Raw genomic sequence first — 26479 nt, 5'->3', positions numbered from 1 at the left:
AAAAGCCGGCCGGCCGCGGGCTCATCATCTGTGCATTAGTACTTTGAAATACAGTTCGGTAACGGGGCTTATTTTCTACATTTGATTCGATGCCAGCTGCGCAGCTGGTCTGCCTGCTTTTTCGTTCTTCCATCAACCCAAACCCTTAATGCATACTTCTATTCCCCGATTGGGGCTGGTGAGTGGGCTGCTGCTGAGTAGCCTCGGCGCCTACGCCCAAACCAGCACCTTCCCGCGCAACGGCGTGTACGACCAGCGACCGGGCCTGTACGCCTTCACCCACGCCACCATTTTCACTGACTACAAAACCAAGCTCACCGACGCCACGCTTCTGATTCGGGATGGCAAGGTAGAGGCGGTGGGCACCAACGTGAAGATTCCGGCCGGCGCCGTGGTGCAGGATCTGAAAGGCAAATACATCTATCCGGGCTTCGTGGATCTGGCATCTGGCTATGGTCTGCCCGAAGTAAAGCCCGCCGAGCGAACCGGTCGTCGGCCTCCGCCGCAGTTTGAGAGCAAAAAAGGCGGTGCCTACGACTGGAACCAAGCCGTGCATCCCGAAACCGACGCCGCCAGCGACTTCAGAATCAATGAAGAACAAGCCGATGCGTACCGTAAGCTGGGCTTCGGAGCCGTGCTCACGCAGCAGCCCGATGGCATTGCGCGTGGAACGGCCGCTCTCGTAACGCTGGCCACCACCGGCCGCCGCGAAAACGAAGTTATTCTGACGGATCGGGCCGCCGCGGGCTTTTCCTTTAACAAAGGCACCAGCACCCAGAACTACCCCGGCTCCCTGATGGGCAGCATCGCGCTGCTGCGCCAAACCTACCTGGACGCCGAATGGAACCAGCGCAACCCCACCAAAGAACAGAATCTGTCGTTGCGTGCGTTTCAGGAACAGCGCCGCCTGCCCCAGCTTTTTGAGGTGAGCGACAAGCTGAACGCGCTGCGGGCCGACAAGCTTGGCGACGAGTTCAGAACCCAATTCATCATCAAAGGCCGCGGCGACGAGTACCAGCGCATCGCCGACATTAAGGCTACCGGCGCGCCGTTTATTCTTAATCTCAACTTCCCGGATGCGTACAATGTGGACGACGTGTACGACGCCTCACGCATTCCGCTGGAAGATTTGAAGCATTGGGAAATGGCCCCCGCCAACGCGGCTTTACTGGCGAAGGCTGGCGTACCTTTTACACTTTCAGCCACCGATCTGAAGGACAAAAAGAAGTTTCTGCCTAATCTGCGCAAGGCCATTCAGTACGGTTTGAGCGAGGAGCAGGCCCTGCGCGCCCTCACGGCTACGCCTGCCGAACTGATTAAGGCCCAGGACAAAGTAGGCAGCCTGAAGCCCGGCCTGACCGCCAATTTCCTGGTTTGCTCGAATCGGCTGTTTGCCGAGGATAACGTGCTGCTCGACAACTGGGTGCAGGGAGAGCGCTACCAGCTTAGCAACCTGCCCGCCGACTACCGTGGCGTGTACACGTTGCAGGTAGGCAACCGCCCGGCCGTGCAAATGCGGGTGGCAGGTAAGCCGGAGGCTCCGGAGCTGAAAATAGCCATGGCGCCGAAAGACACCGTCCGGGGGGCAATTTCGGTACAGGGCGAGCTGGCAACCATCGTGTACAATCCGACGCCTAAAGATAAAGCCGCTTCGGTGCGCCTGAGCGGCTACTTCACCCCCGAAACCCGCCAGTTTCAGGGCGATGGCCAGCTGCCCGATGCTACCTTGGTGAAGTGGTCGGCGAAGCGGCAGGAGGTAGCCAGCCAGGCCGCCAAGCGCGACTCGGCCAAAGCACCTGAGCCTATTCAGCTGGGTTCTATGCTGTATCCGTTTGCAGCCTACGGGCGCGCGGCCATGCCCCAGCAGGAAACAGTATTAATTAAAAATGCCACCGTGTGGACCAGCGAAGCAGCTGGCAAGCTGGAAGGCACCGACGTATTGCTGGTGGGGGGCAAAATTTCCAAAGTAGGCAAGAACCTATCAGCCAAAGATGCCCGCCTAATTGATGGGACGGGCAAGCACCTCACGCCGGGCATTATCGATGAGCACTCGCACATTGCCGTTATCGGTGGCGTAAATGAAGGTACACAGGCCGTTACCTCGGAAGTACGCATTGGCGATGTGCTCGACCCGGAGGATATAGATCTGTACCGCGACCTGGCGGGCGGCGTGACTGCGGCTCAACTGCTGCACGGCTCGGCCAACCCCATCGGGGGCCAGTCGCAGCTAATTAAGATTCGCTGGGGCGGTACTCCCGAGGATTTGAAAGTGGCCGGCGCTGATGGGTTTATCAAGTTTGCGTTGGGTGAGAACGTGAAGCAGTCGAACGCGGGTGAGGCCAACGTGCTGCGCTTCCCGCAGTCGCGCATGGGCGTAGAGCAGGTATTTGTTGATGCTTTCACGCGGGCTAAGGAATACGAAAAGGAGTGGGCGGCTTACAATAAGCTCAGCAAAGGCAAGCAGAAAAAAGCCGAAGCCCCGCGCCGCGACCTGGAGCTGGATGCGCTGGTGGAAATTCTCAACAACAAGCGCTTCATCACCTGCCACAGCTACGTGCAGAGTGAAATCAACATGCTTATCAACGTGGCCGACCGCCTGGGCTTCAAGGTGAACACCTTCACTCACATTCTGGAAGGCTACAAAGTGGCTGACAAAATGAAGGCACACGGCGCAGCCGCCAGCACCTTTGCCGACTGGTGGGGCTACAAAAACGAGGTGCGCGACGCCATTCCCTACAACGCCGCCATCATGCACGACGCCGGCCTGACCGTCGCCATCAACTCCGACGATGCCGAAATGAGCCGCCGCCTCAACCAGGAAGCCGCCAAAACGATGAAATACGGCGGTTTGTCGGAAGAGGAAGCCATGAAGCTGGTCACGATTAACCCGGCCAAAATGCTCCACGTCGACAACAAGATGGGCAGCATAAAGGAAGGCAAGGACGCCGATGTGGTGCTGTGGAGCGCTCACCCTTTGAGCATTTATGCCCACGCCGAGCGCACTTTCGTTGATGGCCGTCAACTCTTCGACATCGAATCAGACAAAGTGATGCGTCAGGAAATGGAGAAAGAGCGCCTGCGCATCGTGCAGAAAATGCTGGCTGCCAAGAAGGGTGGCGCGCCCACCCAAACGCCCGTAACCAAGGCAACCGGCCATTTCCACTGCGATTCGGTAGGGGAGGAGAAAGAACTTGATAAATAGTAAGTAAAGTCGGTTTTCTCCGCCTCTGTGGTGGCAAACTGCCTTACTCATCCATAGAATACTCAACCATGAAGCATATACTTCTTTCTTTAAGCCTGCTCACGGCCGTATCAGCGGCGGCTCAGGTTCCGATGCCCGCACCGGCCCAAGGTCGGCCCATTTTGCTGGTGGGGGGCAATTTGCACGTGGGCAACGGCACCGTGGTGCCCAATGCCGCCGTGGCCTTCGATAAAGGCCGCATCACGTATGCTGGGGCCCAAAATGGCTTCACCCAACGCGAAGGCTACGAGGTAGTTGACGTGAAAGGCCAGGAAATTTATCCGGGTCTGATTTTGCCAAACACTACACTAGGGCTCACCGAAACCGAGTCTATTCGGGCAACGGTGGACGAGCAGGAAGTGGGCACGATGAACCCCAATGTGCGCTCGATCATCGCCTACAATACCGACTCCGACATCATCCCGACGGTGCGCACCAATGGGGTGCTGCTGGCCCAGGTGACGCCTCGCGGCGGTATGCTTTCGGGCCAAAGCAGCATTGTGCAACTGGATGCCTGGAACTGGCAGGATGCCGCCGTGCGCACCGATGATGGCATGCACCTGAACTGGCCGCAGATGATTTTGAAGCTGAACCCGGCCGAAGACGAGAAAGCGGTGGAAAAGCGCATCAAGGACCGGCAGACGCAGCTGCGCGAGCTGGAAGCCATGTTCACGGAAGCGGCGGCTTACAAGAATTTGCCCCCTAGCCGGCGCGAAAACCTGCGTCTGTCTGCCTTGGGGGGCATTTTCGATGGCTCCAAGACCTTGTTTATCCACGCTGACTACGGCAAGGAAATCATTGAAGCGGTAAGCTTTGCCAAGCGCCTGGGCGTGCAGAAAGTTGCCGTTATCGGTGCCCGCGATGCCTGGATGATGCTGGACTTCCTGAAGCAGCACGACATTGCCGTAATTCTGTCGCGCACGCACGCCCTGCCCCGCCGCCCCGGCGACGACTACGATCTGCCTTACAAGTTGCCTGCGATGCTGCAGCAGGCCGGTATTCGCTTCTGCCTTGATTATGAGGGAAGTATGGAAACGGCCGGCTCCCGCAACTTAGCTTTTATTGCCGGTACGGCCGCTGGCCACGGCCTCACGCAAGAGCAGGCCATTACAGCCGTCACGCTGAGCCCTGCCCGTATCTTAGGCATCGACAAAGACTTCGGCAGCCTCGAAAACGGCAAAAGCGCTACCCTAGTCGTGAGCAGCGGCGACCTGCTGGACATGCGCACCAACAACATCACTCACGCTTATATCGAGGGCCGCGCTTTCAGTCCCGAAAACAAGCAGGTGTACCTGAACCGGAAGTTCCGGGGCAAGTATGGAATGCCAGTAGGAGTGAAGTAGTTAATTTAACCTGCCAAAAAAAGCCCCCCAGAAGAATTCTGGGGGCTTTTTTGTGTGGTTATTTTAAACAAGGCGATCATGCTGAGGCACGAAGCATCTCGCGTGTTTAGTAAGATTAGTAACCTCACATCAGCACGCGAGATGCTGCGCTACCGCCCTGCATGACGGTCTTATATGTAAGGCTGGCTAGATAGAACCACCAATTCAGTCTTCAATTTGATAGCCGATTGGCTTGAACGCGTAGTTGTTCGACATTTCTGCCGAGCAGGCTGTTAATCCTACCAACAAGTCCATTTTCGCCTCAAGCACCACGTAATCACCTGCTTTGCTTTTGGGCGGCAGCACATCCACCTTGCCGGTATTGCCATCCACGGTCACGTGCATGAAGATATTGAAGCAGATGGGAATAGCATCGGGGCTGATGCCATGTTGGCCTAGTGCCTCACTCAGGTTGCCGAAGCAGCCCCGATGCGGCTGCTGGTGCCCGTAGATGATGCGAAACGTATCGGCGCTACAGGGCGTGAGCAAAAAGTCGTGGCGGCCCACCGTATCCTCCACCATGTCGAACATGATGTTGCTGCGGTTGGAGTAGAAAGGGTGGCCTTTGGTCAGAAAGATGGTTTCGGCGTAGTCAATCGTGCGGCCCGACGACAGGTATTCAGCCTTATCAGCCAAATTATAGCACACAAAATCGGCTACCTGCTCGCCCTCAATATCGACCACTCGCAAATGCTGGCCCTTTTTTACTAGGAAGGAAGTGCCGCTACGCGGCGGAATGATGGTTAGCTGCTGCATGTTGACTTAAAAAAGGGCATTTCCAGGCTTGGTCGTACACCTTGCCACTGTATTGATACACTTCCGATGCTTGACCGTAATCTTCCAGCATCGGATTGATAGAGCCGGAAAAAGCCATATCGCGAGTGCGGATGGTGTTGCGCAGGCCATCATAGCGACTATTTGCCCGGATCTGCTCAAACTGAGCGTGGGCATTAAATACCAAAGTTGGGTACTTAAACCGTCGTGCCAGCCGGCTGCTCCCGGGGTGCAAACCAATGATGAAAAATGCTTCCTCCTTCAGGCTAAAGCTAAAATCGGGAGAGTTAGGATCGGACACTACACGCTTGTCGTAGCCGTAGCGCTGCGCATCCAGGTTGGATAGGGCCTGTAGGCGCTGCCACAGAAACTCTTCAAACTGGGCTTCATTCGGGTCTTCCGGACCTTTAAAGATTATTGCTACACTGTGATACAGCTTGGTCGACTGCCGGTACTCATCCACAAAATCGTAGACGAACTTCAGAATGGCCGCATCATCTTTAGGGCAAGCCATATGATCAACCACCAGGCATTTTACCTGATTCCAGGTAAGGGCGGTTTTGGCAGCTACACATGGGAATTCTTTGGTATTTATAAAATCAAAGTATTCGGATGTTATAATATTGCTCTGAGCATCAGTCATATAAACTACTTAAGTCAAACAAGACAAGCGGAATAATTAAACTCCTGGGTTTGGTTAACGAGCAGCTTATTCGAAAGGTTGAGGTTTTTAACAGAAAAAGTTAAACAGGACAGTAGCGCTTGTTTTATAAAAAAAGCCATTTGGACGGGGAAAAAGGCTTTTCTTTGGTAAAGTTTCGCTAGGTTTAGGCTCTTTAGAAAACCAGTGACGTTGCCAGTTTCTATTCCAAGTAAGGCCAGATATGTGCCGTTGAGGCGAGGTATAGGGGCTCGTGGAATAGTATTACACTAGAAGATTTATCGTATATTTCTATCTACTGTTGTAGGCAACTTATCCGGGCAGGTTGCAATCTATTATGTGTGGCAACTGCGTAGATTGTTTGTCTGCCCGACCATTTGCGCCATATGAACGAGCTAGTATCCGATGATTTTATTGCTGTTTTGGTGCTCGATGATCACCAGATGGTGATAGAGGGTGTCAAGACCTTGCTGAAATCCAGACCCAATATCCGGGTGGTGGCCGAAGCAAACCGGGGCGCCGATGCGCTGCAACTGCTGGTTAAGCATCCGGAGGTGCGGGTAGTACTCACTGACCTGAGTATGCCTCAGATGTCGGGGCTGGAGTTTATTCGGGCGGCGCGTGAAATCAATAGCAAGCTGCGTATTGTGGCGCTCAGCATGTTCTATGATCACGCTTCCGTAACCGACGTGCTTAGTGCCGGTGGCTGTGGCTACATGCTAAAAAGTCTGGGCCCGGAAGAACTGGTACAAGCCATTGAGCAAGTGGCTGCGGGCCGCACGTACTTCAGCTCGGAAGTAGGCTCTATGCTGCTGCAAAATCTGGAACTCACTGCATTGAGGCCAGCCCCGGCCGCCGATGATCCTGTGCCACTGACTGTACGTGAGCGGGAAGTGTTGGAGCTGATCAGTAAAGAGTACTCCAACCATCATATTGCCGAAAAGCTGTTTATCAGTGAGCGAACAGTGGAAACGCACCGCAAAAACATCTTAACCAAGACCAACTCAAAGTCGATTATCGGCCTGATTCGCTATGCGTTGCGCCACAGACTTATTCAGTAAATGCAACCTCTTTTAACTGCCTAGCCTCTACAGATTGTAGGGGCTTTTTTTATGCTTTTTGGTGCAGGAATCAGCCGCTACGCCAAATCGTTATTTTAGGTTACATAATGACCACCTACTTAGTCGGCGACAATAAAGGCCTTAATTAAGCTTTAAATGCACTATTCGTAGGAGGCATCCGGGCTAGTACGTAGACAGGGTTACGTACTGCCCCAGACACAAAATTACGGGCTTATACGCATTTACATTTGCCTATTAAATGATCTACCTTAGCATCGTTCAAAAAGATGTATCAATCTTCATAGTTGCCTACCACAAAAAATTAACTGCTTTGCCTCCGCCCCGGTAGCACTTTCCCCACAATTTTTACACACCAAATTTCACACTATAAAGCAAACTTACTATGCCGTCCAAGATCCTTTCCTTCATTTGCCACGCGCCGGGTATGATGCCTGGGTCGTATCCATCGGTTCCGACGATGCCTAGCACCCGCTCTGCAGAGCGCAAGTCAGAAGCAAAGAGCGCTGCTCCGACCGGCCACTTTGCGGCCATCTATGAGAACGACCGGTTTGTTCGCTTCAAGTACATTAACAATGCTATTAGCTAACTACTGCTTTATGGTTATGCGAGCTTAACCTTATAGATATTTATTATAGCTACTTATCATTATTAACCGCCGCTCCTGCCTCTGGCAGGAGCGGCGGTTCTTGTTTGGGGCTAACCAGTTCAGATTTACGCTAACTTGCGGCTCAGTCCATTCATTTGCGTGCATGCTCCCTTCGCTGCTTCGTTTTCTGCTCTTCTTATTAGCCTTCGCTACGGCTGGCCCACTTTTCGCCCAAAATACGCCTTTCATTCCCGACGAGAAGGCTTACTACGGCATTGCCGCCCGCAGTAGCGGCCGGTCGCTGGACGTAGCCAATTCCTCGCTTGAGTCGGGGGCGGCCATGGTGCAGTGGGAGTTTACCCACGCTCCCAGCCAGCAGTGGCGCTTCGTGCGCGTGATGCCCGGCAGCGACTATTTTCGAATTGAAGGGCGCCAAAGCGGTAAGTGCCTGACAGTAGACAAACCCGATGAAAATGCCCCCCTGGTGCAGCGCCCCTACACGGGCAGCCTCTATCAGCAGTGGCGCCTGGTGCCGGGCGGCCCCGCAGGCAGCGTGCAACTCATCAGCAAGGGCAACGACCGCTGCATTTCCGTAGCCTCGGCCGATAAGGCCAATGGTACGCCCATCGTGTCGCAGAAGCCTGCAAATCGGGCTACGCAGCAGTGGCGCTTATTTAAGCTTCGTCTGAACGTGGATGCCAGCCTGCCCGGCTTTGGGCCGCCGCAAGCGTTGAATACGCTGAACACTTCCGGCAATGAGTTGCAGCCCGTGCTGGCTCCCGACAACGCGACCTTGTTTTTTGTGCGCACTAAGTTTGCCGGCAACATGGAAGGAAACGCCGAATCGGGCGATATCTGGATGAGCCGCTCTGTGGATCAGGGCCGCACCTGGAACCCAGCCACGCGCTTCGATGGGCTGAATACGCCCCAGCACAACGGCGTGATGGCCGTGGTAAAGGATGGCTACTACCTGCTGGTGCGCGGCTACTACGAGCGCGACGGGACCTTCCACGACGATGGTATTTCGCGGGCTGCCCGTAATGTGGGGGGCAAAAATGGCAGCCGCACCGAGCAGCTGGATATTATCAACTATTACTCCACCGGTACGGCCACCACTTTTTTTCAAACTAACGACGAGAAGGTTCTGCTGCTTTCCCTGGAGCGCGCCGAGGGCTACGGCGGCAACGATATATATATCAGTCAGCCCGTGGGCAAAGGCTCGTGGTCGGAGCCGCGCAACCTGGGCGACGTAGTGAACTCGCCGGGCTTTGAATTTGCCCCCTGGCTTTCGCCCGACGGCAAAACCCTGTACTTCTCCTCCTACGGCCACGGTGGCTACGGCAGCGCCGATATCTTCGCCAGCACCCGCCTCGACGACTCCTGGACTAAATGGAGTGAGCCGCGCAACCTGGGTCCCACCCTCAATGGTCCGGGCTTTGATGCTTATTTCAGCCTCACACCCGATGGCAAGCAGGCCTACTACGCTGCCTCCCGCACCGCCAACGGTCCCGCCGACCTGTTTCGGGCGGAAGTGGGCGTCGTGCCGCCCGATTCGGTAGTGGAAAAAGTGCCCGCGCCTACGTTTGCGGTGGCCCCGCCGCGGGCGCTCTTATCGGGTCGCGTTATAAATGCTAAAACCCAGCAGTCAGTAGCCGCCGAAGTGAAAATTGCGAGTCTGGGGGGCAATTTTTCGTACAATGCCACCTCCCGCGTAGAGGCCGGCACCGGCACCTACCAGTTCACGTTGCCGCCCGGCCGCTATCGGCTATCGGCCGTAAGTGGCGGCTTCCTCACGGCCACCGATACGCTTACTGTTACGGCGCCACTCACACGCAACCTTCTTCTGGTACCGGCAGGCGTCGGCTCCCGACTAGAGTTGCCAACGCTGATTTTTGCCCAAGGCAAATACAATCTGCTTGGCGCATCCTACGCGGAGCTGAACCGACTGGCTGGCACTCTCACCGATAACCCCACGGTAAATATTCGTCTGGAAGGCCATACTGACAACCAAGGTAATGCGGCTCTCAACCAGAAGCTATCGGAGGATAGGGTGGCGGAAGTGAAGCGCTACCTTGTAAGCCGTGGCGTAGCCGAGGACCGCATCAGCACCGTTGGCTACGGCGGCTCGAAACCCCGCGCCAGCAATGAGCGCGAAGAAACCCGCCGCCTGAATCGGCGGGTGGAGTTCACTATTACGAAATAGTAAGCCGTTTTCAACCAGGAGGCTTTTGGCTCATTCTACAGACGCATACGCGTAAGTAGAAGAGGGGAGGTGTTGGCTGTTTCGTGTCAAAAAATGCCCCCCAGCGGCGCGGGTACGTATGCTAGCGCGAGAACAACGTTAGCCTGTGCAGCTTATCACATGAAAGCAACTATTCTGCGCCAGTTTGATTTGCCCGACTTACCCTCCGCCTCAGGGATAGAAGTAGTGGGCGATACAGCCTACATAATCGGCGACGACTCGCCTTTCCTCTATTGTTTCGATGCGCGGGCCCTGAAGCCCAACGGCCGCATTACTCTCTTCGAAACGGTGCATTTCAGCTCCGGTCGCTTGCCCAAAAACCTCAAGCCTGACCTGGAGTGCCTTACGGCTGTGCCCGCCACCGGCGGCGACGCGGCCCTGCTCGTGTGCGGATCGGGAGCCACGGCGGAACGGGAAAAGGGGTTCTGGGTAACGCTTCCCAAGCAAGCGGGTGCTGGAGCGACGGTATACCCATTGTCGCTGAGTTCTTTATACACTGCCCTGCGCAAGGTTTTGCCCAAGAGCGTAGTGCTAAATCTGGAGGCTGCGGCCGCCACCACTACTGAGCTGCTGCTGTTTCAGCGTACGGTGGGTTCGGGGGCGGGCAATTTGTTATTTCGCCTGCCTCTGCAAGAGGCGTTAGAGTTCATTCAACACCGCTCAAGCCAGCTGCCTGTTATTCAAACGCAGTTTTATCAATTGCCTGCCATCGCAGAGAAACCGGCCGGCTTTTCTGGTGCTACCACGTACAAGGAGAAGCTGTTCGTGACAGCCTCCGTAGAAGATACCAGCGACCCCGTAGCCGATGGCGAAGTGATGGGTAGTTTCGTTGGCGTGCTGGACCTGGCAAAACGTTCGGACCAGCCTTTACAGACGCGCTTCACACAACTGATTTTGCCCAATGGCCAGCCCTACCGCGGCAAAGTGGAAAGCATAACCGTACGCCGCGAAATTGCCCCCCAGCGCTACGAGTTGCTGCTCGTCACCGACGACGATGCCGGCGGCTCCACGGCGGTGCTGGTAGAGCTGGCGACATAACGGGCAGACGCGAATACGCGTTTCTACCACTTAAAGGCAACTCTTAAAACTTCAAGCTGCCCCTATGGGTTAAAGAAGCCGGCCCTACTTTTTACGGTCGTTACCTATCCAATCTTAGTCTATCTGAACAATGCCAACCAACACTAAAAACTGGTTTATCACGGGCGTAAGCACTGGCTTCGGTGCTTCCCTGGCCGAATTGCTTTTACAAAAAGGCGACAAAGTAGCCGCCACCTTCCGTCAGCAAGAGCAAGCCGACGAGTTTACTAGAAAAGCCGGTGAAAATGGTCGCGGCTTCGTCTGCGACGTTACGAAGGAGTCCGAGGTAAAACAGGCTGTAACCGACGCCATTCAAGCACTGGGCCACCTCGACGTTGTGGTAAATAATGCCGGTTATGGCTCTCTTGGCAGCATCGAAGAAATCACGGCTGACGAAGTACATCGCCAATTCGACGTGAATGTATTCGGTCCTCTGCACGTATTGCGGGCCGTGCTGCCACACCTGCGCGAACGCAAAAGCGGCCACGTCATCAACATCACCAGTATTGGAGGCTTGAAAACTTTCCCCGGCGTGGGTGTCTATAATGCCTCGAAGTTTGCGCTCGAAGCCATTGGTGAAAGCCTGGCCCAGCAGGTTGGTCCGTTGGGCGTAAAAGTAACCAACATTGAGCCCAGCGGCTTCCGTACCGACTGGGCCGGCCGTTCCGCCAGCTTCGTTGATACCCAGATTGAAGACTACCGCGCCACGGTAGGTGAAAACCTGAAAGGCATTCAGAGCTACAGCGGCCGCCAGCCCGGCAACCCCGACCGCGCCGCCCAAATCATGTATGACCTCGTGCGTCAGGAGAATCCACCGCTACATCTGCCCCTCGGCAAAGCCGCCGTAAAAGGTGCCCGCGACAAGTTTACTGGCTTGGTGAAAGAGTTGGAAGAAGTAGCCGAAACTGGCAACTCAGCTGATTTCCCGGAAGGCGCTTAGTAAATAAGTCAAATACCTGAAAATGGCCCGGGAGCTTCCTGCTTCCGGGCCATTTTTGTATGTAAGCTATACTGACAACAATATTTTAATCTGCATCCGCCCCCGCAGCCGGGCCCAGTGTTATTTGGCTCAACTCTGCCTTGTGGGTTCGCCAATCGGGCATAAACTGGTCCATGAAGCCCCAGAAGCGGGCGTTGTGATAGCGTTCATGCAGGTGTACCAACTCGTGCACTACCACGTATTCCAGGCAGCGTGGGGGGCATTTTATCAACTCCAGATTAAGCCAGATCCGCTTTGCCTGAATATTGCAGGTACCCCAGCGAGTTTTCATTTGCTTCACGCCCCAGGTAGTAGCCTGCTTCCCTACTACAGGCTCCCACTTAGCCAGCAGCGCTGGCACCTGCTCTTTCAGCTGCGCCCGATACCAACAGACTAAGTGTTGCTGGCGTTGGGCGGCCGTGCTTTCTGCTGGTAAGTGCAGCTCCAACTGCCCCAGTTCCTCGCGCAGCGCCACGCGGGCCCGCCCCGTCGTAGCCAGCACCTGCAATTCGTAGCCTTGCCCCTGATAGAAATGGGTTTCGCCCGAGACGTAGGCATGCGCGACAGGTCGCTCCCGCGCCGCGAATTTTGCCTGGTGCTTCAGAATCCAGACTTGGCGCGCTATTATGAAGTCTTCGATAGTGCTGGCGGGCATACGCATGGGGGCAGCCACGCGCACTTTGCCATCGGGGGCATATACCGTCAAGCGTAGCGTGCGAATGTTTTTGCGCACTAGCTCTATCTGAAAACCGCCAATCTCTAAATGAGTCATTCGGAGTGAATGCTTTAAATCACTGAATGCAAAAAGCCTGAAAAACCGCATCTGCTTCCAGATTATCGATTTCTCAGGCTTTTGTTTCTGCTACTCTGTACCCAGAGCCGGAGTCGAACCGGCACACCTTGCGGTATTGGTGTTTGAGACCAACGCGTCTACCGGTTCCGCCATCTGGGCTTCACTACGTTCCCACGACTCAGGAACGGGTGGCAAACTTAGCCAGACTTTCGCGAATACGCAACAAGTATCGGCGTTTCAAATAATACGTGCGCACTTGTTGCAGGGCTTGGGGACGCACATCGGGGGGCAAACCGGGGTAGCCAGCCAGTACTGGTTCGATGCCTGCGTCGAGGGTATCGGCTATGGCATTTACCTCATTCTCAACGCTTGCCACCACATTTGGGTCGGGTTCCATCTCCAACTCCATCAGCTGTTCGTTCAGCTCCATTACCTCCATCAAAAAATCGGAAGGAATTTCCTGTTTGCCTTCTTCCAGCAGATTATGGCGACCCAGAATGTAGGCCATACGTTGATCGGGGTCGGAGAGGGTGCGGTACGCGTTGGTGTTTTGGGTGGCCAGGTGCAGAATTTCCTGTTGATGCTCCTGCGGTGCGGTGGCATGAAAATCGGGGTGATACTCGCGGCTGAGGGCGTAATACTTCCGTTTTAACGTAGCTTCATCCAGAAGAAAAGACTCGGGTAAATCGTAGAATTCAAAGTAATCGGTCATGAATTGCTGAGTTGGAGAATGACATGAACTCGCTAGTCAAGGGTGACTATGAATGAAAGCATTCTAGAAACAAAAGGAAGCAGGAATTAGCCTAGCCAAACTGGTTATGGGGCAACCGGGTGTACGGAAAAGGCTTGGGCCGGGGCTGCAAATAAGGCTTTGGTGGCTGGCCAAACTTCTCCGAATAACGCCGACTTGCGGTACGCATTGAGCGCCACTTCTGACTCCCAATGACTATACGTGCAGTAGATATGAGGCGTATGAGTATCCTGCCAAAGCTCCAGGTGCTGGCAACCCGGCATCTGTCGAATGCGGTGTTCAGTAGCGCGAAAAAGCTGTAGAAAGGCAGGCGTATTTTCTGCCGCAAACGTCATGCGCACGATTCGGATAAGCATTGAGAAATAGTTAAAATGAAACAAGAAATGCCCCCCAGGGGAGGCATTTGAAGGCATGACAGGTTGGCGCATTCAACTTAACATAATATATAAACAGAATATTATGTGCGTTTAGAGCCTGCAAATGCAGTTTTTAAATAAGATCGGCTATTCCTGATGTCGATCTCTAGCTTGGCTCGGGAGCGAAGCGCACATCTACCTGAGAATCAAAATACAGCCCCAGCAATTCGGCCGCATTGCCTTGGTTGATGCCAATGCAAAGTACTTCCTGGCTGTTAAAAATGCACACCGCTTCGCCGGGCGCGGTGGCTTGAAAGTGGGGGGCAATTTCGCGCACGGTTTCGCGACCGAAATGCACGGCACACGTACGGCCGTGGCCTACTGCCTCCACAGCGGTGCGAGTGATATTGGTGATGAGGTTGCCGTAATGATCCACGTGCACCACGTGGCCGGTGATGCGATGATCCTGAATGCGTAGCTGGCGGTTGAGCAGCTGGTATAGCTCTGTGGTGGTGGGGCCCAAGTGCTCAAGCGGATGGCCTTGTGCTAAGTGAACGGCGGCAGGCGCCAGAATATCGCGGGTGGGAGAGGGGGTCTCCATATTGCGAAGGCGCACTACATCAGCCGGCCCACCATCAGTAAGCAGGGTAAGCAAGCCGTTATCGGCGGCCACAAAATAATGGCCTTCAAACTTTACGGCATGCCATCGCCCCTGCGCTCCACCGTAATCATTGACGCCCAGCAGGTGTACTGTGCCCGTTGGGAAATCACGAAACACCGCATTTAGAACGTGTAAGGCGTGCGCGATGTTAAAGGGTTCGATAGCATGAGAAATGTCCAGTACGGGCTGCTGGGGGGCTAATTGTAGCAAGCGCGCCTTCACGGCAGCCACGTAATGGTCGCGGTAGCCAAAATCGGACAGAAACGTAATCAACCCCATTGCCGGAAATCCTGAGTTCTTCGTACTATTGTTTGACCCCGGTATAAGCTGGGGTGGGGGCGGCAAAAGTAGGCAATTGCTCCTACCAACGCCCCATTGCTTGTTTTTTTAATCATCTTCTTCGCCTTAAAGCACTCATAATTTGGTCGAGAAAATCATCACCCTCGAAAATGTCTCCCTCGTCGAGTTCCTCGGACCCGACAACCAGAACATACGCCAGCTGGCGGCCGCTTTCCCCGGCAGCAAAATCATCAGCCGCGGTAACGAAATAAAAATCCAGGGCCAGACGCCTGTCATTGCCCGCATTAACGAAATTCTATCCTCGCTCATTGAGCACTACCACCAGTACGGCGCCATCACCGACCGCAACGTGACCGAGTACATTGCCGCCGCCGATGATGAGCAGCAAGAGCGCATTATCGCCACGGCCTCAATAGCCGACGTCATTGTATTTGGGGCCAAAGGTGGCGTTATCAAGGCCAAGACGCCCAACCAGCAGAAGCTGGTGGATACGGTCATGAAGCACGACTTGACGTTTGCGCTGGGGCCGGCCGGTACGGGTAAAACCTATGTATCGGTGGCGCTGGCCGTGCGGGCGCTCAAGAACAAAGAGGTCAAGAAAATCATCATCTCGCGCCCCGTGGTGGAGGCCGGCGAAAGCCTGGGCTTCCTGCCCGGCGATATGAAGGAGAAGGTCGACCCGTATCTGCGCCCGATCTATGATGCCCTGGAAGATATGATTCCGGCCGAAAAGCTGAAGTTCTACCAGGAAAACAAAATCATCGAAATTGCTCCCTTGGCCTACATGCGCGGCCGGACGTTGAACAATGCGTTCGTGCTGCTTGATGAAGCCCAGAACACCACGCCATCTCAGCTCAAGATGTTCTTGACCCGTATGGGCCCCACGGCGAAGGTGATGGTGAACGGTGACCGCAGCCAGATCGACTTGCCCACCAAGCAGAAATCGGGCTTACTGCAAGCACTTGATATTCTGCGCGATGTGCGTGGTATTGGGTTTGTGGAAATGACGGCCGAGGACGTGGTACGTCACCGCTTGGTCAAGGAAATCGTGTACGCCTACGACCGCTACGACGTGCAAACGCAGCGTGAGCAGGCCACCCGCCCATTCCGCGACCTGTACCGCCCGCATCCGGATTCGCGCCCTGAGTCGGATTTCCCCTCAACCAACAATGCGAGTCTGCCCGTCAACCACGAGCAGCAGTTGTAGCTTTAATAGCTGCTGACCAGTTTTGTTGGCCGGTAATTAGTTAGAAATGCATCAAAAAGCTGCTTCTCTCAGGAAGCAGCTTTTTTGTTTCGTGTACCTTAGCTGACCTGGTAGTTCAACTTAAAATAACCTGCAATACCGGGCGTAGAGGCACAATATTTTGTGTCTCGTCGTTGCAGGCATTAGCTGTTCAATGACGAGACACAAAATATTGTGCCTCTACGCCCGGTATCACGCTGTTTGCCAAATAGCTCTGAAATTTGACTTATCCGCATCTGCAAAACTTCTGATTAATGATTACCGCCGAAAGAATTACCGACCTGCGCGACCTTGATGACGCCTTTACCATCCGCGAAACCGTGTTTGTGCACGAGCAAGGCGTGCCCCTGAACGATGAATACGACGAGCACGACCGCACCGACGCCACCCATTACCTGGCCCGCGCTACCGACGGCACGCCCTGCGGCGCTGCCCGCTGGCGCCCCACCGACAAAGGCGTGAAGCTGGAGCGCTTCGCCGTACTCGCCGACTACCGCAACCAGCAAGTAGGCGCTGCGCTGCTGCACCGGGTGCTGGAAGATGCTCACGCTGCTTACCCCGAGGCCACGCTGTATTTGCACGCTCAGCTGCGGGCCATTCCTTTTTATGAGCGCCACGGGTTTGAGAAAGTGGGCGAGCAGTTTACGGAATGTGATATTGAGCATTATAAGATGATTTGGCGCGGCACAATGACAGCGTAAGCCGCTGTGCTGCTCCTGCACACTTTCAGTAAAAAGTCCTTCCCACGTAAAGTCGGAAGGACTTTTGCTTTCCAAAAAAGCCCCCCAGACGCTATACATATTTTCAGTTGGTGATTTGAATTTTTATCAGTTACTAGTGCCCGTGATTATTAATTTTTCTTGGTGGAGCACCGCCCTTTTTTCTTATCATGCAGAATCGGCTTAGTTGGGCGCCACTTGCTTTTGTGCGGCTGGTCGTTGCGCTGGCGGCGGGCATTCTGACTTATTTGTATGTCGGCCACACGCTGCCCGAACTGCTGCCTTGGCTTCTGGGGGGCATTTCTCTTTTTGTTGTTGGGCAATGGTGGGCTGCCAAGAGCGGTTCAGCTAGTGCAAACGATGCCATGGGGTTGTTGGCGTTGGCGGTCGTGTTTCTGGCGGGGCTTACCAGCGCCCAGCTGGCCACGGAGTCGCGCAGGCCCAATCATTTAAGTCAGTTACAGGGTCCTGTGGAGTTTTATCGGGCGGTGGTGGATGAAAACCCGGTGGTGCGGCCGGCTACCTACGCCACTACCTTGCGCGTATCGGCGGTACGCGTTGGCGGGCGCTGGCAAACGGCGGTGGGCGGCATTCGGGTTTCGGTGCCGCGCGAGGTGGGCGTAGCCACGCCCCGCTACGGCGAAGTGTGGCTGGTGCGCGGGCAGCCCACGCCGGCCAAAGCGCCCCTCAACCCCGGCGAGTTCGACTATCGGCGCTATCTGGCTTACCATCAGATCTATCATCAGCAGTTTATTCACCCCGACCAATACCGCCAAATCGCATTTTTGCCCCCCAGCTATGTGCGCGCCGTCAGTTTGCGGGTGGCGCAGGTGCTAGATGGCGTTTTTAGGCGCTACCTCACGGCCAAACGGGAATATGCGCTTGCCTCGGCGCTGGTGTTGGGCCTCAAGAATGATATCGATTCAGAGACCAAGCAGGCGTACGCCAACACCGGCACCACGCACATTATGGCCGTGTCGGGCTTGCAGGTGGGGTTGCTGTTTGGCTTGATTACCTGGGTGTTGCGCCGGTTGTTTGGCGGGGCGCCGGGGTTCCGATATTGGTCGGCGGGCGTGGGCTTGGCGGTTATCTGGAGCTACGCGTTTATTACGGGCTGCTCGGCTTCGGTGCTGCGGGCGGCCGTAATGTTCAGCTTCATCATCGTGGCGCGCGTGTCGGAGCGACAAAGCACGATGTACAACACACTGGCCGTGGCCGCTTTCGCGCTGCTCTGCTATGATCCTTATTTACTGGCCGATGTAGGCTTTCAGCTTTCCTTTCTGGCCGTGCTCAGCATTGTGTACCTACAGCCGCGCATCGCCGGCTGGCTTGACTTCCAGGAGTTAGCAGCCCGCCGCCAACGGCCCTGGCAGCCGCGCCCCGTGCGCTATCTGTGGCTGGCCGGCGGCTGGTCGGCCGAATGGATATGGCAGGCCACGGCCCTGACGCTGGCGGCGCAGGTGGCTACGTTTCCGCTGGGCCTGTATTATTTCCACCAGTTTCCGCTTAGCTTTCTGTTGTCCAATCTGGTGGCCGTGCCGCTGTCGTCGGGGGCATTGTATGTGGGGCTGGGGCTGCTCGCCGTGACTGGTATTACGCACGGCATCAGCGCATTGGTGCCAGCCTTTGCTTCAAGTGTGGAAGCTGGGCCGCGTCTGGTAGCGGTTCTGCTGGAAAATATAATCTGGGCGTTCAACGAATATATTTTCTGGATTGGGCGCCAAATGCCGCATGCCCTCATCAGCGGCGTTCAGCTCACGGCTCCCCAGACCTGGCTGGTGTTTGTCATCATCCTTTCGCTGCTCCTGTTTTTGGCCGTCAAACGCCTTGCCTGGCTGGGGCTGGCCTGCGCGCTGCTGAGTGTATTTGCTGGCAGCCGCGTGTGGGCTGCCCACCGCACAAGTACCGATGAGGAGCTGATAATCTACAGTATTCCGCGCCGCTCGGTGTGTGGCTTCTGGCAAGGAGCCGCCGCCGACATCGTATCCGTCGATTCGCTGCCCCTTTCCGAAACCGAGCGCACTTACCGCATCGTGCCTGGCGCTATTCAGCGCGCTTCACGCCGCGTAAGCTACCATCAGGGCTGGCAGGCGACACCCATTCCGGCTACTTTGCAGGCCGATGACGGACTGGTGCTGGTAGTGTGGCGCGGCCTGCGGCTGGCTTTCGTGACGGGGTATCTGAGCCCAGCCCGCCAGCCCTGGCCTGTAGATGTGGTAATCCTGCGCCGCAATGCCCGCGTGCGGCCGGCTGAGCTGGCGGCCGTGTTTGGCAAAAAGCCCCCCATCATCTTCGATTCTTCGTGCCGGAGCTGGTATGTCGCCCGCCAGGATTCGGTGCTGCGCGCGGCCGGATTCCTTACCCACGACGTGACCGCGCAGGGGGCTTTTCGGCAGCAGCCGAGGCAGTAAATTCCGGAAAGCGGGCGGCGGCTTCGCTTGGTTCCGTTTCTTTTACCGCACCATTTTTGTTAGGTTTGACTACCGCGCCGGCTCTTTGGCGTCTGGGGGGCTTTTCTCAACTCCCCGGCGCTGCCCGTACACTGCTAAGCCCAACGACCATGGAAAACACACCAACCGAGGACCTGCAAGCCCTGCGCTACATTCGTTATGAGTGCCAGGAAGCCATAGGATACATCACGCTCAACCGCCCTGAAAAGCGCAATGCCCTCAACTCTGATATGGTATCGGAGCTGAAGCTGGCTTTTGAATACGCCGAAGACGACGAGACCTGCAAAGTAGTGGTGCTGCGCGCCAACGGCGACGCGTTCTGCGCCGGCGCCGACCTGGCGTATATTCAGGATCTGCAAGGATTCAGCTACACCGATAATCTGTCGGACTCCACCCATCTGATGCAGCTTTTCCATCAGATTTATACGCTCAAAAAGGTCGTTGTTGCTCAGGTTCAGGGTCATGCCCTGGCCGGTGGCTGCGGCCTAGCCACCATCTGCGACTTCGCCTTTGCCGTGCCCGAAGCGAAGTTTGGCTATACCGAGGTCAAGATTGGCTTCCTGCCCGCTATTGTGAGTGTGTTTCTGCTGCGTAAAATCGGGGAGGCCCGCACCAAGCACCTGCTGCTCACCGGCGACGTTATTTCGGCCCAGGCGGCGGTTGAATTTGGTCTGATTAATTTCCTGGCTCCCAAAGAAGAGCTGGCTGAAAAAGTGCGCACGTTTGCGCGCCGGCTTTGTGTCGAAAACTCAGCCCAAAGCATGGAAATGACCAAAGAGATGCTGGCTCGCATTCCGGAAATGCCCCTGGAAGATAGCTTGCGCTACGCGGCCCAGATGAACGCCGAAGCCCGCGGCTCCAACGACTGCCGCCGGGGTATTGCCGCTTTTTTAAATAAGGAGAAAATCACCTGGGAGGATGCCGATACGGATGCGAATCGTTGAAAGCATGTGGAGGTTCTAAAGCTCAGCAGCTGAGGTTCAAAAGCACGTTTTAAACATCCATCCGGGTCCTCGGTTAACTCCACATGACACCACTGGCAGCCGCTGCCGTATCGACGGCCACCTTTCTGGGAATGGAATTTGTCGCTTGGTTTATGCACAAGTATGTGCTCCATGGCGCATTATGGTTTTTGCATCGCTCGCACCATGTGCGCCATCCGCACCGCTTTGAGCGCAACGACCTGTTCTTTCTGTTTTATGGGTCCCTGTCCATGGGTTTTATCATGTACAGCTCAGAAACCAAAGACTGGCCTTTTTGGGTAGGAATTGGTATAGCAGCCTACGGTACCGTTTACTTCTTTGTGCACGATGTCCTGATTCATGGGCGTCTGCGATTCTGGCGCAAATCGCGCAGCGAATACCTTCGTGCTCTCAATATGGCCCATAAGATGCATCACAAAACCACCGCCCGCGACGGCTCCGAGGAGTTTGGAATGCTATGGGTATCACCAAAGTATTTTGCATTGGCCCGCCGCCGAAAGAAAATTATTAATTAGTAGTTAGTAATTGATAATTAAGCCAAGTGGGACAATTCTCAATAAGTGACCTGGAAAATCTTTCAGGTATTAAGGCGCCCACTATTCGCATGTGGGAGCAGCGCTATAATGTGCTGCGCCCTGAACGAACTGCTACCAACATTCGGACCTACTGCGACGCCGATTTGCGTCGGTTGCTCAACGTGGCTACTTTATGTGGCCGTGGCCAGCGCATTTCGCAGGTTGCCCGCCTTAGCGAGGAAGAGTTGACCCAGGCCGTGCTGGCCGGCTCCGATGATCCGCATGATTATGCCCGCCAAGTAAATGCGCTGTTAGCCGCCATGCTCGAAATGAACGAGCACCAGCTAACCAAAGTGCTTACCAGCACCATCCGGCAGCTGGGCTTCGAAACGGCCATCATGTACGTGGTGTATCCTTTTTTGCAGCGGATCGGCCTTTTGTGGCAGGCGGGTAGTGTTAATCCGGCGCAGGAGCATTTAGTAACAAACCTCTTGCGGCAGAAAATGCTGGTTGCTACCGATAGCCTGCCGCTGGTAGCACCGGCCACCACGAGGCGCTGGGTGCTGTTTCTGCCCGAAGGGGAGTTGCATGAGCTGGCGCTGCTGTTTATGAACCATGCCCTGCGCTCCCGTGGCCACCATGTCTTATATCTGGGGCAGAACATGCCGCTTAACGACCTTGAATTGGTTTACAATACATATAAGCCTCATGCTGTATGCTGTGTAATGACAGCGCTGCCTGAGCGCGACCATGTGCAGGCGTATGTGAATGAGCTAGCCAGGCTATGTCCCGAAAGTGAGGTGATCCTGTATGGGAGCCAGGCTCAGCATCAGGAGCTGGAAATGCCCCCCAAGGCCGCCCGCCTTCGCCTGATGACCGACTTTCTGGCTCTCGCCGACGAGCGACGCCATTAGGGAGCAACATAGCTTCCAAGCTGCACAGTATGGCTTGAAGGCGTGCGGTTTAGAAAATTTATTGCCCCAAATACACGAAAAATGCCCCGCTTTTACGAGGCATTTTTCGTATAGTCTGGTTTGAAATCTCCAACGTGAGAAAACGGGAGTTGATCTGGCAAAGTGTACAGTTCATCAGCCAAAAACAGGCGAAGAGCGATTTTAGCTTTTGTAATTCCCCCTGATTATCAGCGCATTCGTACATTAGGTTAATCAAAACAAGTACAGAAGACGCAGAAAAATAATTGCTTCCGAGCTATCCTACTTTCAAAAATTCTCGTATATTTGTTTAACTTTTTGCCACGAAAAGCTAAACAACATGACCTCTCTGGAATTCACAAATCAAGTACAGAAGATTTCCTATTCGCTGAAGCCCGTGGCGATGAACCTGACCCGCGACGCTGACGATGCAAAGGACTTGGTACAAGAAACTTTACTCAAGGCGTTGTTGAACAAGGACAAGTTTAAGGCTGGTACCAATTTGAAGGCATGGTTGTATACCATCATGCGCAACACCTTCATCAACAACTATAACAAGATCACCAAGCGTAATAGCAATATTGACAGCACGGAGTATTTCCAATACTTTAATACCGACGAGAACTACATCACGCACAACGGCGCTTCGAGCGACTTCGTAGTAACCGACATCAACGAGGCAATTGCGACGCTCTCGCCCGATTATCGGACGCCGTTTATGATGTACTACATCGGCTACAAGTACTTAGAGATTGCCGAGAAGCTTCAGATTCCGATTGGTACCGTTAAAAACCGTATTCACATTGCCCGCAAAGAGCTAAAGCAGGCATTGAAAGTATACGCCCCCGGTGTGTAGAGTATAGGGAGAGATAATACCGCCGCCCGGGCGTACAGCGGGCCGCAGAATACAAAGCCGAAAGGTGGCGTGTCTGCGGCCCGCTTTTTTTATCGCATATTTCGCAGAATGTCGCCGATTCACGGATTTAAGTGGCAATCTGTAAACCTCTGCTCAACTCAACGGTATGATAGGGCAGTCAGGAACTCTGACTTGCTTGGAAACGCGGGGCTTCGGCTTCGGTTATCTCATTTGATCTGCATAATCGATACTTTGTGAGTAAACACGTTTTAGTTATTGGGGCAGGCTTCGCGGGGCTGTCAGCGGCTACTTCCCTAGCTCAGCGCGGCTATCAGGTCACGGTGCTGGAGAAAAACGAAGGCCCTGGCGGCCGGGCACGCGTGTTTCGGGCCGAGGGCTTCACCTTCGATATGGGACCGAGCTGGTACTGGATGCCCGACGTGTTTGAGCAATACTTCGCTCGCTTCGGGCACCGGGTAGCCGATTTCTATGATCTAGTGCGCCTTGATCCTTCGTACGCTGTGATTTTTGGCGACAACGACTTTCTAGATATTCCGGCCGCTATGCCCGCCATTCGGGCCATGTTTGAGCAGCTGGAGCCCGGCAGTGCCGCTCAGCTCGATGAGTTTTTGCGGCAGGCAGCTTATAAATATGAGGTCGGCATCAACAAATTCGTGCATATGCCCGGCCGCTCCCTATTGGAGTTTGCCGATCCGCGCTTGCTCGTAGATGCCGTGCGTCTGGATGTGCTGCAAAGTATGAGCCGCCACGTGCGCCGCTTTTTTAAGCACGAGAAGCTGATTAAGCTCATGGAGTTTCCGGTCCTGTTTCTGGGCGCAACGCCCGAAAACACACCGGCGCTGTACTCGCTTATGAACTACGCCGACCTAGCGCTGGGCACTTGGTACCCGCGGGGCGGCATGCACAAAATAGTAGAGGGCATGGTGCAGGTGGCCCAGCAGCAAGGCGTGAAGCTGGAGTATAATCAGGAAGTGCAGGAAATACGGGTGGAGAATGGCCGTGCTACGGGCGTGCAAACGGCTGCCGGTTTCCGCCCGGCCGACATTGTGGTGGCCGGGGCCGACTACCATCATGCGGAGCAGCAATTATTAGCCCCCCAGCATCGGCACTACGACGAAAAGTATTGGGACTCGCGCACGATGGCGCCTTCATCGTTGCTGTTTTATCTGGGAGTAAATAAGCGCCTGAAGAACCTACGCCATCACAACCTCTTCTTCGATGAAGACTTTGGCCGCCACGCGCAGGAGATATACGAGCAGCCACAATGGCCCAGCAAGCCACTGTTTTACGCCTCGCTGCCTTCCCAAACCGACCCTACGGTAGCGCCCGAAGGCTGCGAAAACCTGTTTTTATTGGTGCCCGTAGCCCCAGACCTGGCTGACCCGGAAAAAACCCGCGAGCGTTATTACCATCTTATTATGGACCGTTTGGAGCGCCTTACCGGCCAAAGCATCCGCGATGCGGTGATATACAAGCGAAGCTACGCCCATAGCGATTTCGTGGCCGACTACCATAGCTACAAGGGCAATGCGTATGGTTTGGCTAATACGCTCAAGCAAACCGCCATTCTCAAGCCTACGCTGAAAAGCAAAAAGGTAAGTAATCTGTATTTTACGGGGCAACTTACGGTGCCCGGCCCCGGCGTGCCGCCCTCTTTGATATCAGGGCAGGTAGTGGCAGGGGAAATATTCAAGGAATACTCAATCGACTAGCCGCCCCGAACAAATTGCCCCCCAGCCAACTTATGGGAGGTAGTCACTCCATTTCACCTCTTCGCCTTTCAATAGCCTTGGACCACGTAGCCCTTTTTGATCAAACCAGCTTGGCGTGTAGTAAGCTGATTACGAAGCGCTACAGCACGTCGTTTACGTTAGGTATTCGCACGCTCGACCCGCGGTTTCACCTGCCGGTGTATGCCGTGTATGGCTTTGTGCGCTGGGCCGATGAAATCGTGGACACCTTCCATGACCACGACAAAGCCGCGCTGTTTGCGGACTTTCGGCGCCAGACCTACGAGGCGCTCGACACGCGCTTCAGCCTGAGCCCGGTGCTGCACGCGTTTCAGTTGATGGTGCACCGTTACGGCATTGATCGGGAGTTTATTGAGGCCTTTCTGCGGAGTATGGAAATGGACCTAGAGGACCGCAACTACAATCAATCGCTCTATAATGACTATATCTACGGCTCGGCAGAAGTAGTAGGGCTGATGTGTTTGCGTATCTTTTGTGAGGGCGATACTGCTTTGTTTGACCGCCTGCGCGAGCCGGCTCGTCGCTTGGGCGCTGCGTTTCAAAAAATCAATTTTCTGCGCGACATCCGTTCTGACTACGAGGAGCGGGGCCGAGTGTATTTCCCCGGTGTTAGCTACGAGCATTTCAATGATGCCGTGAAGCGCGACATTGAGGCTGACATTCGCTCTGATTTTGAGGCCGGTTACGCGGGTATCGTGCAGTTGCCGCGGTCGGCTCGCTTGGGCGTATATCTGGCGTATGTGTATTACCTGAAGCTGTTTCATAAAATTCGCCAGCTGCCAGCTACGCAGATTCTTGGCGGCCGCGTGCGCGTTCCCGACAATACAAAACTATTACTGCTGGTCGGCTCGTACTTCCGCTACCGGCTTCGCGCTATATAATCTCAGAAAAGCCCCCCAGCTAGGTGTTGGGGGGCTTTTTCAGACACTTCCACATCAGAACTTGAAACCCACCCACATCCTATGAATTCTTCTTACGACCTCGCTACCCTACGCAGCCACTATGAGCAAGCCGCCGCCGATAAATCGGCCGGAGAGAAGTTTTATAAGCTCATGAGCAGCTACCAGGGCAGCGAAGCTTTGCCGCTGGCTTATAAAGCAGCCTCCGAGGCCATTAGGGCCCGCGACGCTTCGATGTTTAATAAGTTGACCTATGCGCAGGCGGCCGCTCGCATTTTCGAGCAAGCTGTAGCTGCCGACTCAAACAGTGCCGAGGTCCGGTTTTTACGGTTTAGTGTAGAAAGTAATATACCCGCTTTTTTGGGTTTGAGCCCACATGTAGAAGAGGATCGGCAGTATCTGCTGGATGCATTGCGGCAGCATCCACAGTCGGGCCTCGATGCAGAGGCGTTCAATACGGTGCGTAATTTCCTGATAGGCAGGGGCCACGTGAGTGCTGAGCAGGCCCAAGAGCTAGAGCAACTGGCAGCTTAATCCCGAAGTCTAATACTTCATCGTTAGCTGCACCTTCACGCGGCTGCTGTGTACCACCACTTTCGCCTCGGCAAAAGACGGTGGGCCCATCAGAGCGCGCGGATTATTAGAGAAGGCATACCCTTCGGTAGGAAGGCCGATAAAGTTAGTGTCGAGGCGGCCGTTGTTGTTCTCGTCGTGGTAGGCAGCTATGGCGTAGTCGCCTTTGGGCAGCTTATCAAAGACGAAAACACACTCTTTGGCAGTTAGCTGCACTTTTTGAGTGGCAACGGACTTTTTGCCCGGAAACCCTTCTTTGCGATTATAAAGCGACACGTAGCAGGTGCCGCGAGCATTGCGCAGGTTAGTAACGCTGCCGCTAATGGCCTGGCTGGCTGGCATATCGGAGTCGGTGGTGCCGGTACAGCAGAGTGCCGAGGCCGCCGAAACGAATGCTATTACTTGAAGCAGGGTAATGGAAAAAAAGGAGCGAAGCAAGAGGCAGTAGGAGAGAAGGAAGGTCAGTTGGCTGGGCGAAGGCTCACCTAAATCGGCTCCCAAAGCTACATCACCCAAGGCCTTTTAACGTGCACAACTGCTTAATCTTGTTATTTTCCTTTTGAAGAAAAGCCAGGAATTCCGAAATTGTAGAACACAGATAATCAGCTTCTATGCGCCGTAAGCTGAACTACAAGCCTAACTTATTGCG

24 protein-coding genes and 1 tRNA gene are annotated in these 26479 nt (G+C 54.8%); 17 read left to right on the top strand and 8 right to left on the bottom strand.

The window, feature by feature from the left end:
- Positions 1 to 148 precede the first annotated feature (148 nt).
- On the top strand, positions 149 to 3202 hold the full coding sequence (locus IEW06_RS11960; protein ID WP_187732727.1) for an amidohydrolase family protein: 3054 nt from the start codon (positions 149 to 151) through the stop codon (positions 3200 to 3202).
- 68 nt (positions 3203 to 3270) lie between these two features.
- A complete protein-coding gene (locus tag IEW06_RS11955; RefSeq protein ID WP_188548329.1) occupies positions 3271 to 4584 on the top strand; it encodes an amidohydrolase family protein in 1314 nt (437 codons plus the stop codon).
- 204 nt (positions 4585 to 4788) lie between these two features.
- Here the strand turns inward: IEW06_RS11955 and IEW06_RS11950 are convergent, their stop codons facing one another.
- Positions 4789 to 5379: a DUF1989 domain-containing protein gene (locus tag IEW06_RS11950; protein ID WP_187732726.1), complete on the bottom strand. Its 591-nt coding sequence runs from the start codon at positions 5377 to 5379 to the stop codon at positions 4789 to 4791.
- Entirely contained in the window at positions 5348 to 6040 is a 693-nt protein-coding gene (gene gntA / locus IEW06_RS11945; protein WP_187732725.1) for a guanitoxin biosynthesis heme-dependent pre-guanitoxin N-hydroxylase GntA, read from the bottom strand. The genes IEW06_RS11950 and gntA overlap by 32 nt, the downstream gene beginning before the upstream one ends.
- A 404-nt stretch (positions 6041 to 6444) precedes the next feature.
- Between gntA and IEW06_RS11940 the strand changes: the two genes are divergently transcribed.
- From IEW06_RS11940 to IEW06_RS11920, 5 genes are all read left to right on the top strand, one after another.
- The gene (locus IEW06_RS11940; RefSeq protein WP_187732724.1) at positions 6445 to 7119 is read left to right on the top strand and encodes a response regulator; all 675 of its coding nucleotides are present in this window, start codon (positions 6445 to 6447) and stop codon (positions 7117 to 7119) included.
- Positions 7120 to 7522: 403 nt separating this feature from the next.
- Complete coding sequence (locus IEW06_RS11935; protein ID WP_187732723.1) at positions 7523 to 7726, top strand: hypothetical protein; 204 nt, start codon at positions 7523 to 7525, stop codon at positions 7724 to 7726.
- A gap of 163 nt (positions 7727 to 7889) precedes the next feature.
- Complete coding sequence (locus tag IEW06_RS11930) at positions 7890 to 9929, top strand: RICIN domain-containing protein (protein WP_187732722.1); 2040 nt, start codon at positions 7890 to 7892, stop codon at positions 9927 to 9929.
- 159 nt (positions 9930 to 10088) lie between these two features.
- Positions 10089 to 11006 carry a DUF6929 family protein gene (locus tag IEW06_RS11925; protein ID WP_187732721.1) on the top strand — a complete coding sequence of 306 codons (918 nt, stop codon included), beginning with the start codon at positions 10089 to 10091 and terminating at the stop codon, positions 11004 to 11006.
- Positions 11007 to 11136: 130 nt separating this feature from the next.
- The gene (locus IEW06_RS11920; RefSeq protein ID WP_187732720.1) at positions 11137 to 11985 is read left to right on the top strand and encodes an oxidoreductase; all 849 of its coding nucleotides are present in this window, start codon (positions 11137 to 11139) and stop codon (positions 11983 to 11985) included.
- Between the two features lie 85 nt (positions 11986 to 12070).
- Here the strand turns inward: IEW06_RS11920 and IEW06_RS11915 are convergent, their stop codons facing one another.
- From IEW06_RS11915 to IEW06_RS11895, 5 genes are all read right to left on the bottom strand, one after another.
- Entirely contained in the window at positions 12071 to 12796 is a 726-nt protein-coding gene (locus tag IEW06_RS11915; RefSeq protein ID WP_187732719.1) for a M48 family metallopeptidase, read from the bottom strand.
- Positions 12797 to 12894: 98 nt separating this feature from the next.
- Positions 12895 to 12976, bottom strand: a tRNA-Leu gene (locus IEW06_RS11910).
- 19 nt (positions 12977 to 12995) lie between these two features.
- Positions 12996 to 13529, bottom strand: a complete 534-nt coding sequence (hscB, locus tag IEW06_RS11905; RefSeq protein ID WP_187732718.1) for a Fe-S protein assembly co-chaperone HscB — start codon at positions 13527 to 13529, stop codon at positions 12996 to 12998.
- Between the two features lie 104 nt (positions 13530 to 13633).
- On the bottom strand, positions 13634 to 13924 hold the full coding sequence (locus IEW06_RS11900; RefSeq protein WP_187732717.1) for a putative quinol monooxygenase: 291 nt from the start codon (positions 13922 to 13924) through the stop codon (positions 13634 to 13636).
- A 166-nt stretch (positions 13925 to 14090) separates the two neighbouring features.
- The gene (locus IEW06_RS11895) at positions 14091 to 14864 is read right to left on the bottom strand and encodes an SAM hydrolase/SAM-dependent halogenase family protein (RefSeq protein WP_188548328.1); all 774 of its coding nucleotides are present in this window, start codon (positions 14862 to 14864) and stop codon (positions 14091 to 14093) included.
- A 142-nt stretch (positions 14865 to 15006) separates the two neighbouring features.
- Here IEW06_RS11895 and IEW06_RS11890 point away from each other — a divergent pair, with 142 nt between their 5' ends.
- From IEW06_RS11890 to IEW06_RS11845, 10 genes are all read left to right on the top strand, one after another.
- Complete coding sequence (locus tag IEW06_RS11890; protein ID WP_187732716.1) at positions 15007 to 16092, top strand: PhoH family protein; 1086 nt, start codon at positions 15007 to 15009, stop codon at positions 16090 to 16092.
- 293 nt (positions 16093 to 16385) lie between these two features.
- The gene (locus IEW06_RS11885) at positions 16386 to 16832 is read left to right on the top strand and encodes a GNAT family N-acetyltransferase (protein ID WP_187732715.1); all 447 of its coding nucleotides are present in this window, start codon (positions 16386 to 16388) and stop codon (positions 16830 to 16832) included.
- A 188-nt stretch (positions 16833 to 17020) separates the two neighbouring features.
- Positions 17021 to 19261: a ComEC/Rec2 family competence protein gene (locus IEW06_RS11880; RefSeq protein WP_188548327.1), complete on the top strand. Its 2241-nt coding sequence runs from the start codon at positions 17021 to 17023 to the stop codon at positions 19259 to 19261.
- A gap of 149 nt (positions 19262 to 19410) precedes the next feature.
- The gene (locus tag IEW06_RS11875; protein ID WP_187732713.1) at positions 19411 to 20244 is read left to right on the top strand and encodes an enoyl-CoA hydratase/isomerase family protein; all 834 of its coding nucleotides are present in this window, start codon (positions 19411 to 19413) and stop codon (positions 20242 to 20244) included.
- Positions 20245 to 20327: 83 nt separating this feature from the next.
- The gene (locus tag IEW06_RS11870; protein WP_187732712.1) at positions 20328 to 20798 is read left to right on the top strand and encodes a sterol desaturase family protein; all 471 of its coding nucleotides are present in this window, start codon (positions 20328 to 20330) and stop codon (positions 20796 to 20798) included.
- A 26-nt stretch (positions 20799 to 20824) separates the two neighbouring features.
- Positions 20825 to 21712, top strand: a complete 888-nt coding sequence (locus IEW06_RS11865) for a MerR family transcriptional regulator (protein ID WP_187732711.1) — start codon at positions 20825 to 20827, stop codon at positions 21710 to 21712.
- Between the two features lie 358 nt (positions 21713 to 22070).
- Complete coding sequence (locus IEW06_RS11860) at positions 22071 to 22586, top strand: sigma-70 family RNA polymerase sigma factor (RefSeq protein ID WP_187310851.1); 516 nt, start codon at positions 22071 to 22073, stop codon at positions 22584 to 22586.
- Between the two features lie 254 nt (positions 22587 to 22840).
- Entirely contained in the window at positions 22841 to 24319 is a 1479-nt protein-coding gene (gene crtID / locus IEW06_RS11855; protein ID WP_187732709.1) for a bifunctional phytoene desaturase/3,4-desaturase, read from the top strand.
- Positions 24320 to 24396: 77 nt separating this feature from the next.
- Entirely contained in the window at positions 24397 to 25239 is an 843-nt protein-coding gene (locus IEW06_RS11850) for a phytoene/squalene synthase family protein (RefSeq protein WP_223284662.1), read from the top strand.
- Between the two features lie 81 nt (positions 25240 to 25320).
- Entirely contained in the window at positions 25321 to 25791 is a 471-nt protein-coding gene (locus IEW06_RS11845; protein WP_187732707.1) for a hypothetical protein, read from the top strand.
- A 9-nt stretch (positions 25792 to 25800) separates the two neighbouring features.
- Here IEW06_RS11845 and IEW06_RS11840 read toward each other — a convergent pair whose 3' ends face one another.
- Positions 25801 to 26268: a DUF2141 domain-containing protein gene (locus IEW06_RS11840; RefSeq protein ID WP_188548326.1), complete on the bottom strand. Its 468-nt coding sequence runs from the start codon at positions 26266 to 26268 to the stop codon at positions 25801 to 25803.
- Positions 26269 to 26479: the final 211 nt, after the last annotated feature.

Origin of the sequence: Hymenobacter qilianensis (assembly GCF_014638675.1) — a bacterium.
Taxonomy (GTDB): domain Bacteria; phylum Bacteroidota; class Bacteroidia; order Cytophagales; family Hymenobacteraceae; genus Hymenobacter; species Hymenobacter qilianensis.
The sequence above is the reverse complement of the archived record's forward strand: the minus strand, read 5'-3'. Positions and strand labels throughout refer to the sequence as shown.

Excerpts from the sequence above, each read along its gene's own strand:
- IEW06_RS11960 (WP_187732727.1), top strand. The coding sequence starts at position 149 with ATGCATACTTCTATTCCCCGATTGGGGCTGGTGAGTGGGCTGCTGCTG.
- IEW06_RS11955 (WP_188548329.1), top strand. The coding sequence starts at position 3,271 with ATGAAGCATATACTTCTTTCTTTAAGCCTGCTCACGGCCGTATCAGCG.
- IEW06_RS11950 (WP_187732726.1), bottom strand. The coding sequence starts at position 5,379 with ATGCAGCAGCTAACCATCATTCCGCCGCGTAGCGGCACTTCCTTCCTA.
- gntA (WP_187732725.1), bottom strand. The coding sequence starts at position 6,040 with ATGACTGATGCTCAGAGCAATATTATAACATCCGAATACTTTGATTTT.
- IEW06_RS11940 (WP_187732724.1), top strand. The coding sequence starts at position 6,445 with ATGAACGAGCTAGTATCCGATGATTTTATTGCTGTTTTGGTGCTCGAT.
- IEW06_RS11935 (WP_187732723.1), top strand. The coding sequence starts at position 7,523 with ATGCCGTCCAAGATCCTTTCCTTCATTTGCCACGCGCCGGGTATGATG.
- IEW06_RS11930 (WP_187732722.1), top strand. The coding sequence starts at position 7,890 with ATGCTCCCTTCGCTGCTTCGTTTTCTGCTCTTCTTATTAGCCTTCGCT.
- IEW06_RS11925 (WP_187732721.1), top strand. The coding sequence starts at position 10,089 with ATGAAAGCAACTATTCTGCGCCAGTTTGATTTGCCCGACTTACCCTCC.
- IEW06_RS11920 (WP_187732720.1), top strand. The coding sequence starts at position 11,137 with ATGCCAACCAACACTAAAAACTGGTTTATCACGGGCGTAAGCACTGGC.
- IEW06_RS11915 (WP_187732719.1), bottom strand. The coding sequence starts at position 12,796 with ATGACTCATTTAGAGATTGGCGGTTTTCAGATAGAGCTAGTGCGCAAA.
- hscB (WP_187732718.1), bottom strand. The coding sequence starts at position 13,529 with ATGACCGATTACTTTGAATTCTACGATTTACCCGAGTCTTTTCTTCTG.
- IEW06_RS11900 (WP_187732717.1), bottom strand. The coding sequence starts at position 13,924 with ATGCTTATCCGAATCGTGCGCATGACGTTTGCGGCAGAAAATACGCCT.
- IEW06_RS11895 (WP_188548328.1), bottom strand. The coding sequence starts at position 14,864 with ATGGGGTTGATTACGTTTCTGTCCGATTTTGGCTACCGCGACCATTAC.
- IEW06_RS11885 (WP_187732715.1), top strand. The coding sequence starts at position 16,386 with ATGATTACCGCCGAAAGAATTACCGACCTGCGCGACCTTGATGACGCC.
- IEW06_RS11880 (WP_188548327.1), top strand. The coding sequence starts at position 17,021 with ATGCAGAATCGGCTTAGTTGGGCGCCACTTGCTTTTGTGCGGCTGGTC.
- IEW06_RS11875 (WP_187732713.1), top strand. The coding sequence starts at position 19,411 with ATGGAAAACACACCAACCGAGGACCTGCAAGCCCTGCGCTACATTCGT.
- IEW06_RS11870 (WP_187732712.1), top strand. The coding sequence starts at position 20,328 with ATGACACCACTGGCAGCCGCTGCCGTATCGACGGCCACCTTTCTGGGA.
- IEW06_RS11860 (WP_187310851.1), top strand. The coding sequence starts at position 22,071 with ATGACCTCTCTGGAATTCACAAATCAAGTACAGAAGATTTCCTATTCG.
- IEW06_RS11845 (WP_187732707.1), top strand. The coding sequence starts at position 25,321 with ATGAATTCTTCTTACGACCTCGCTACCCTACGCAGCCACTATGAGCAA.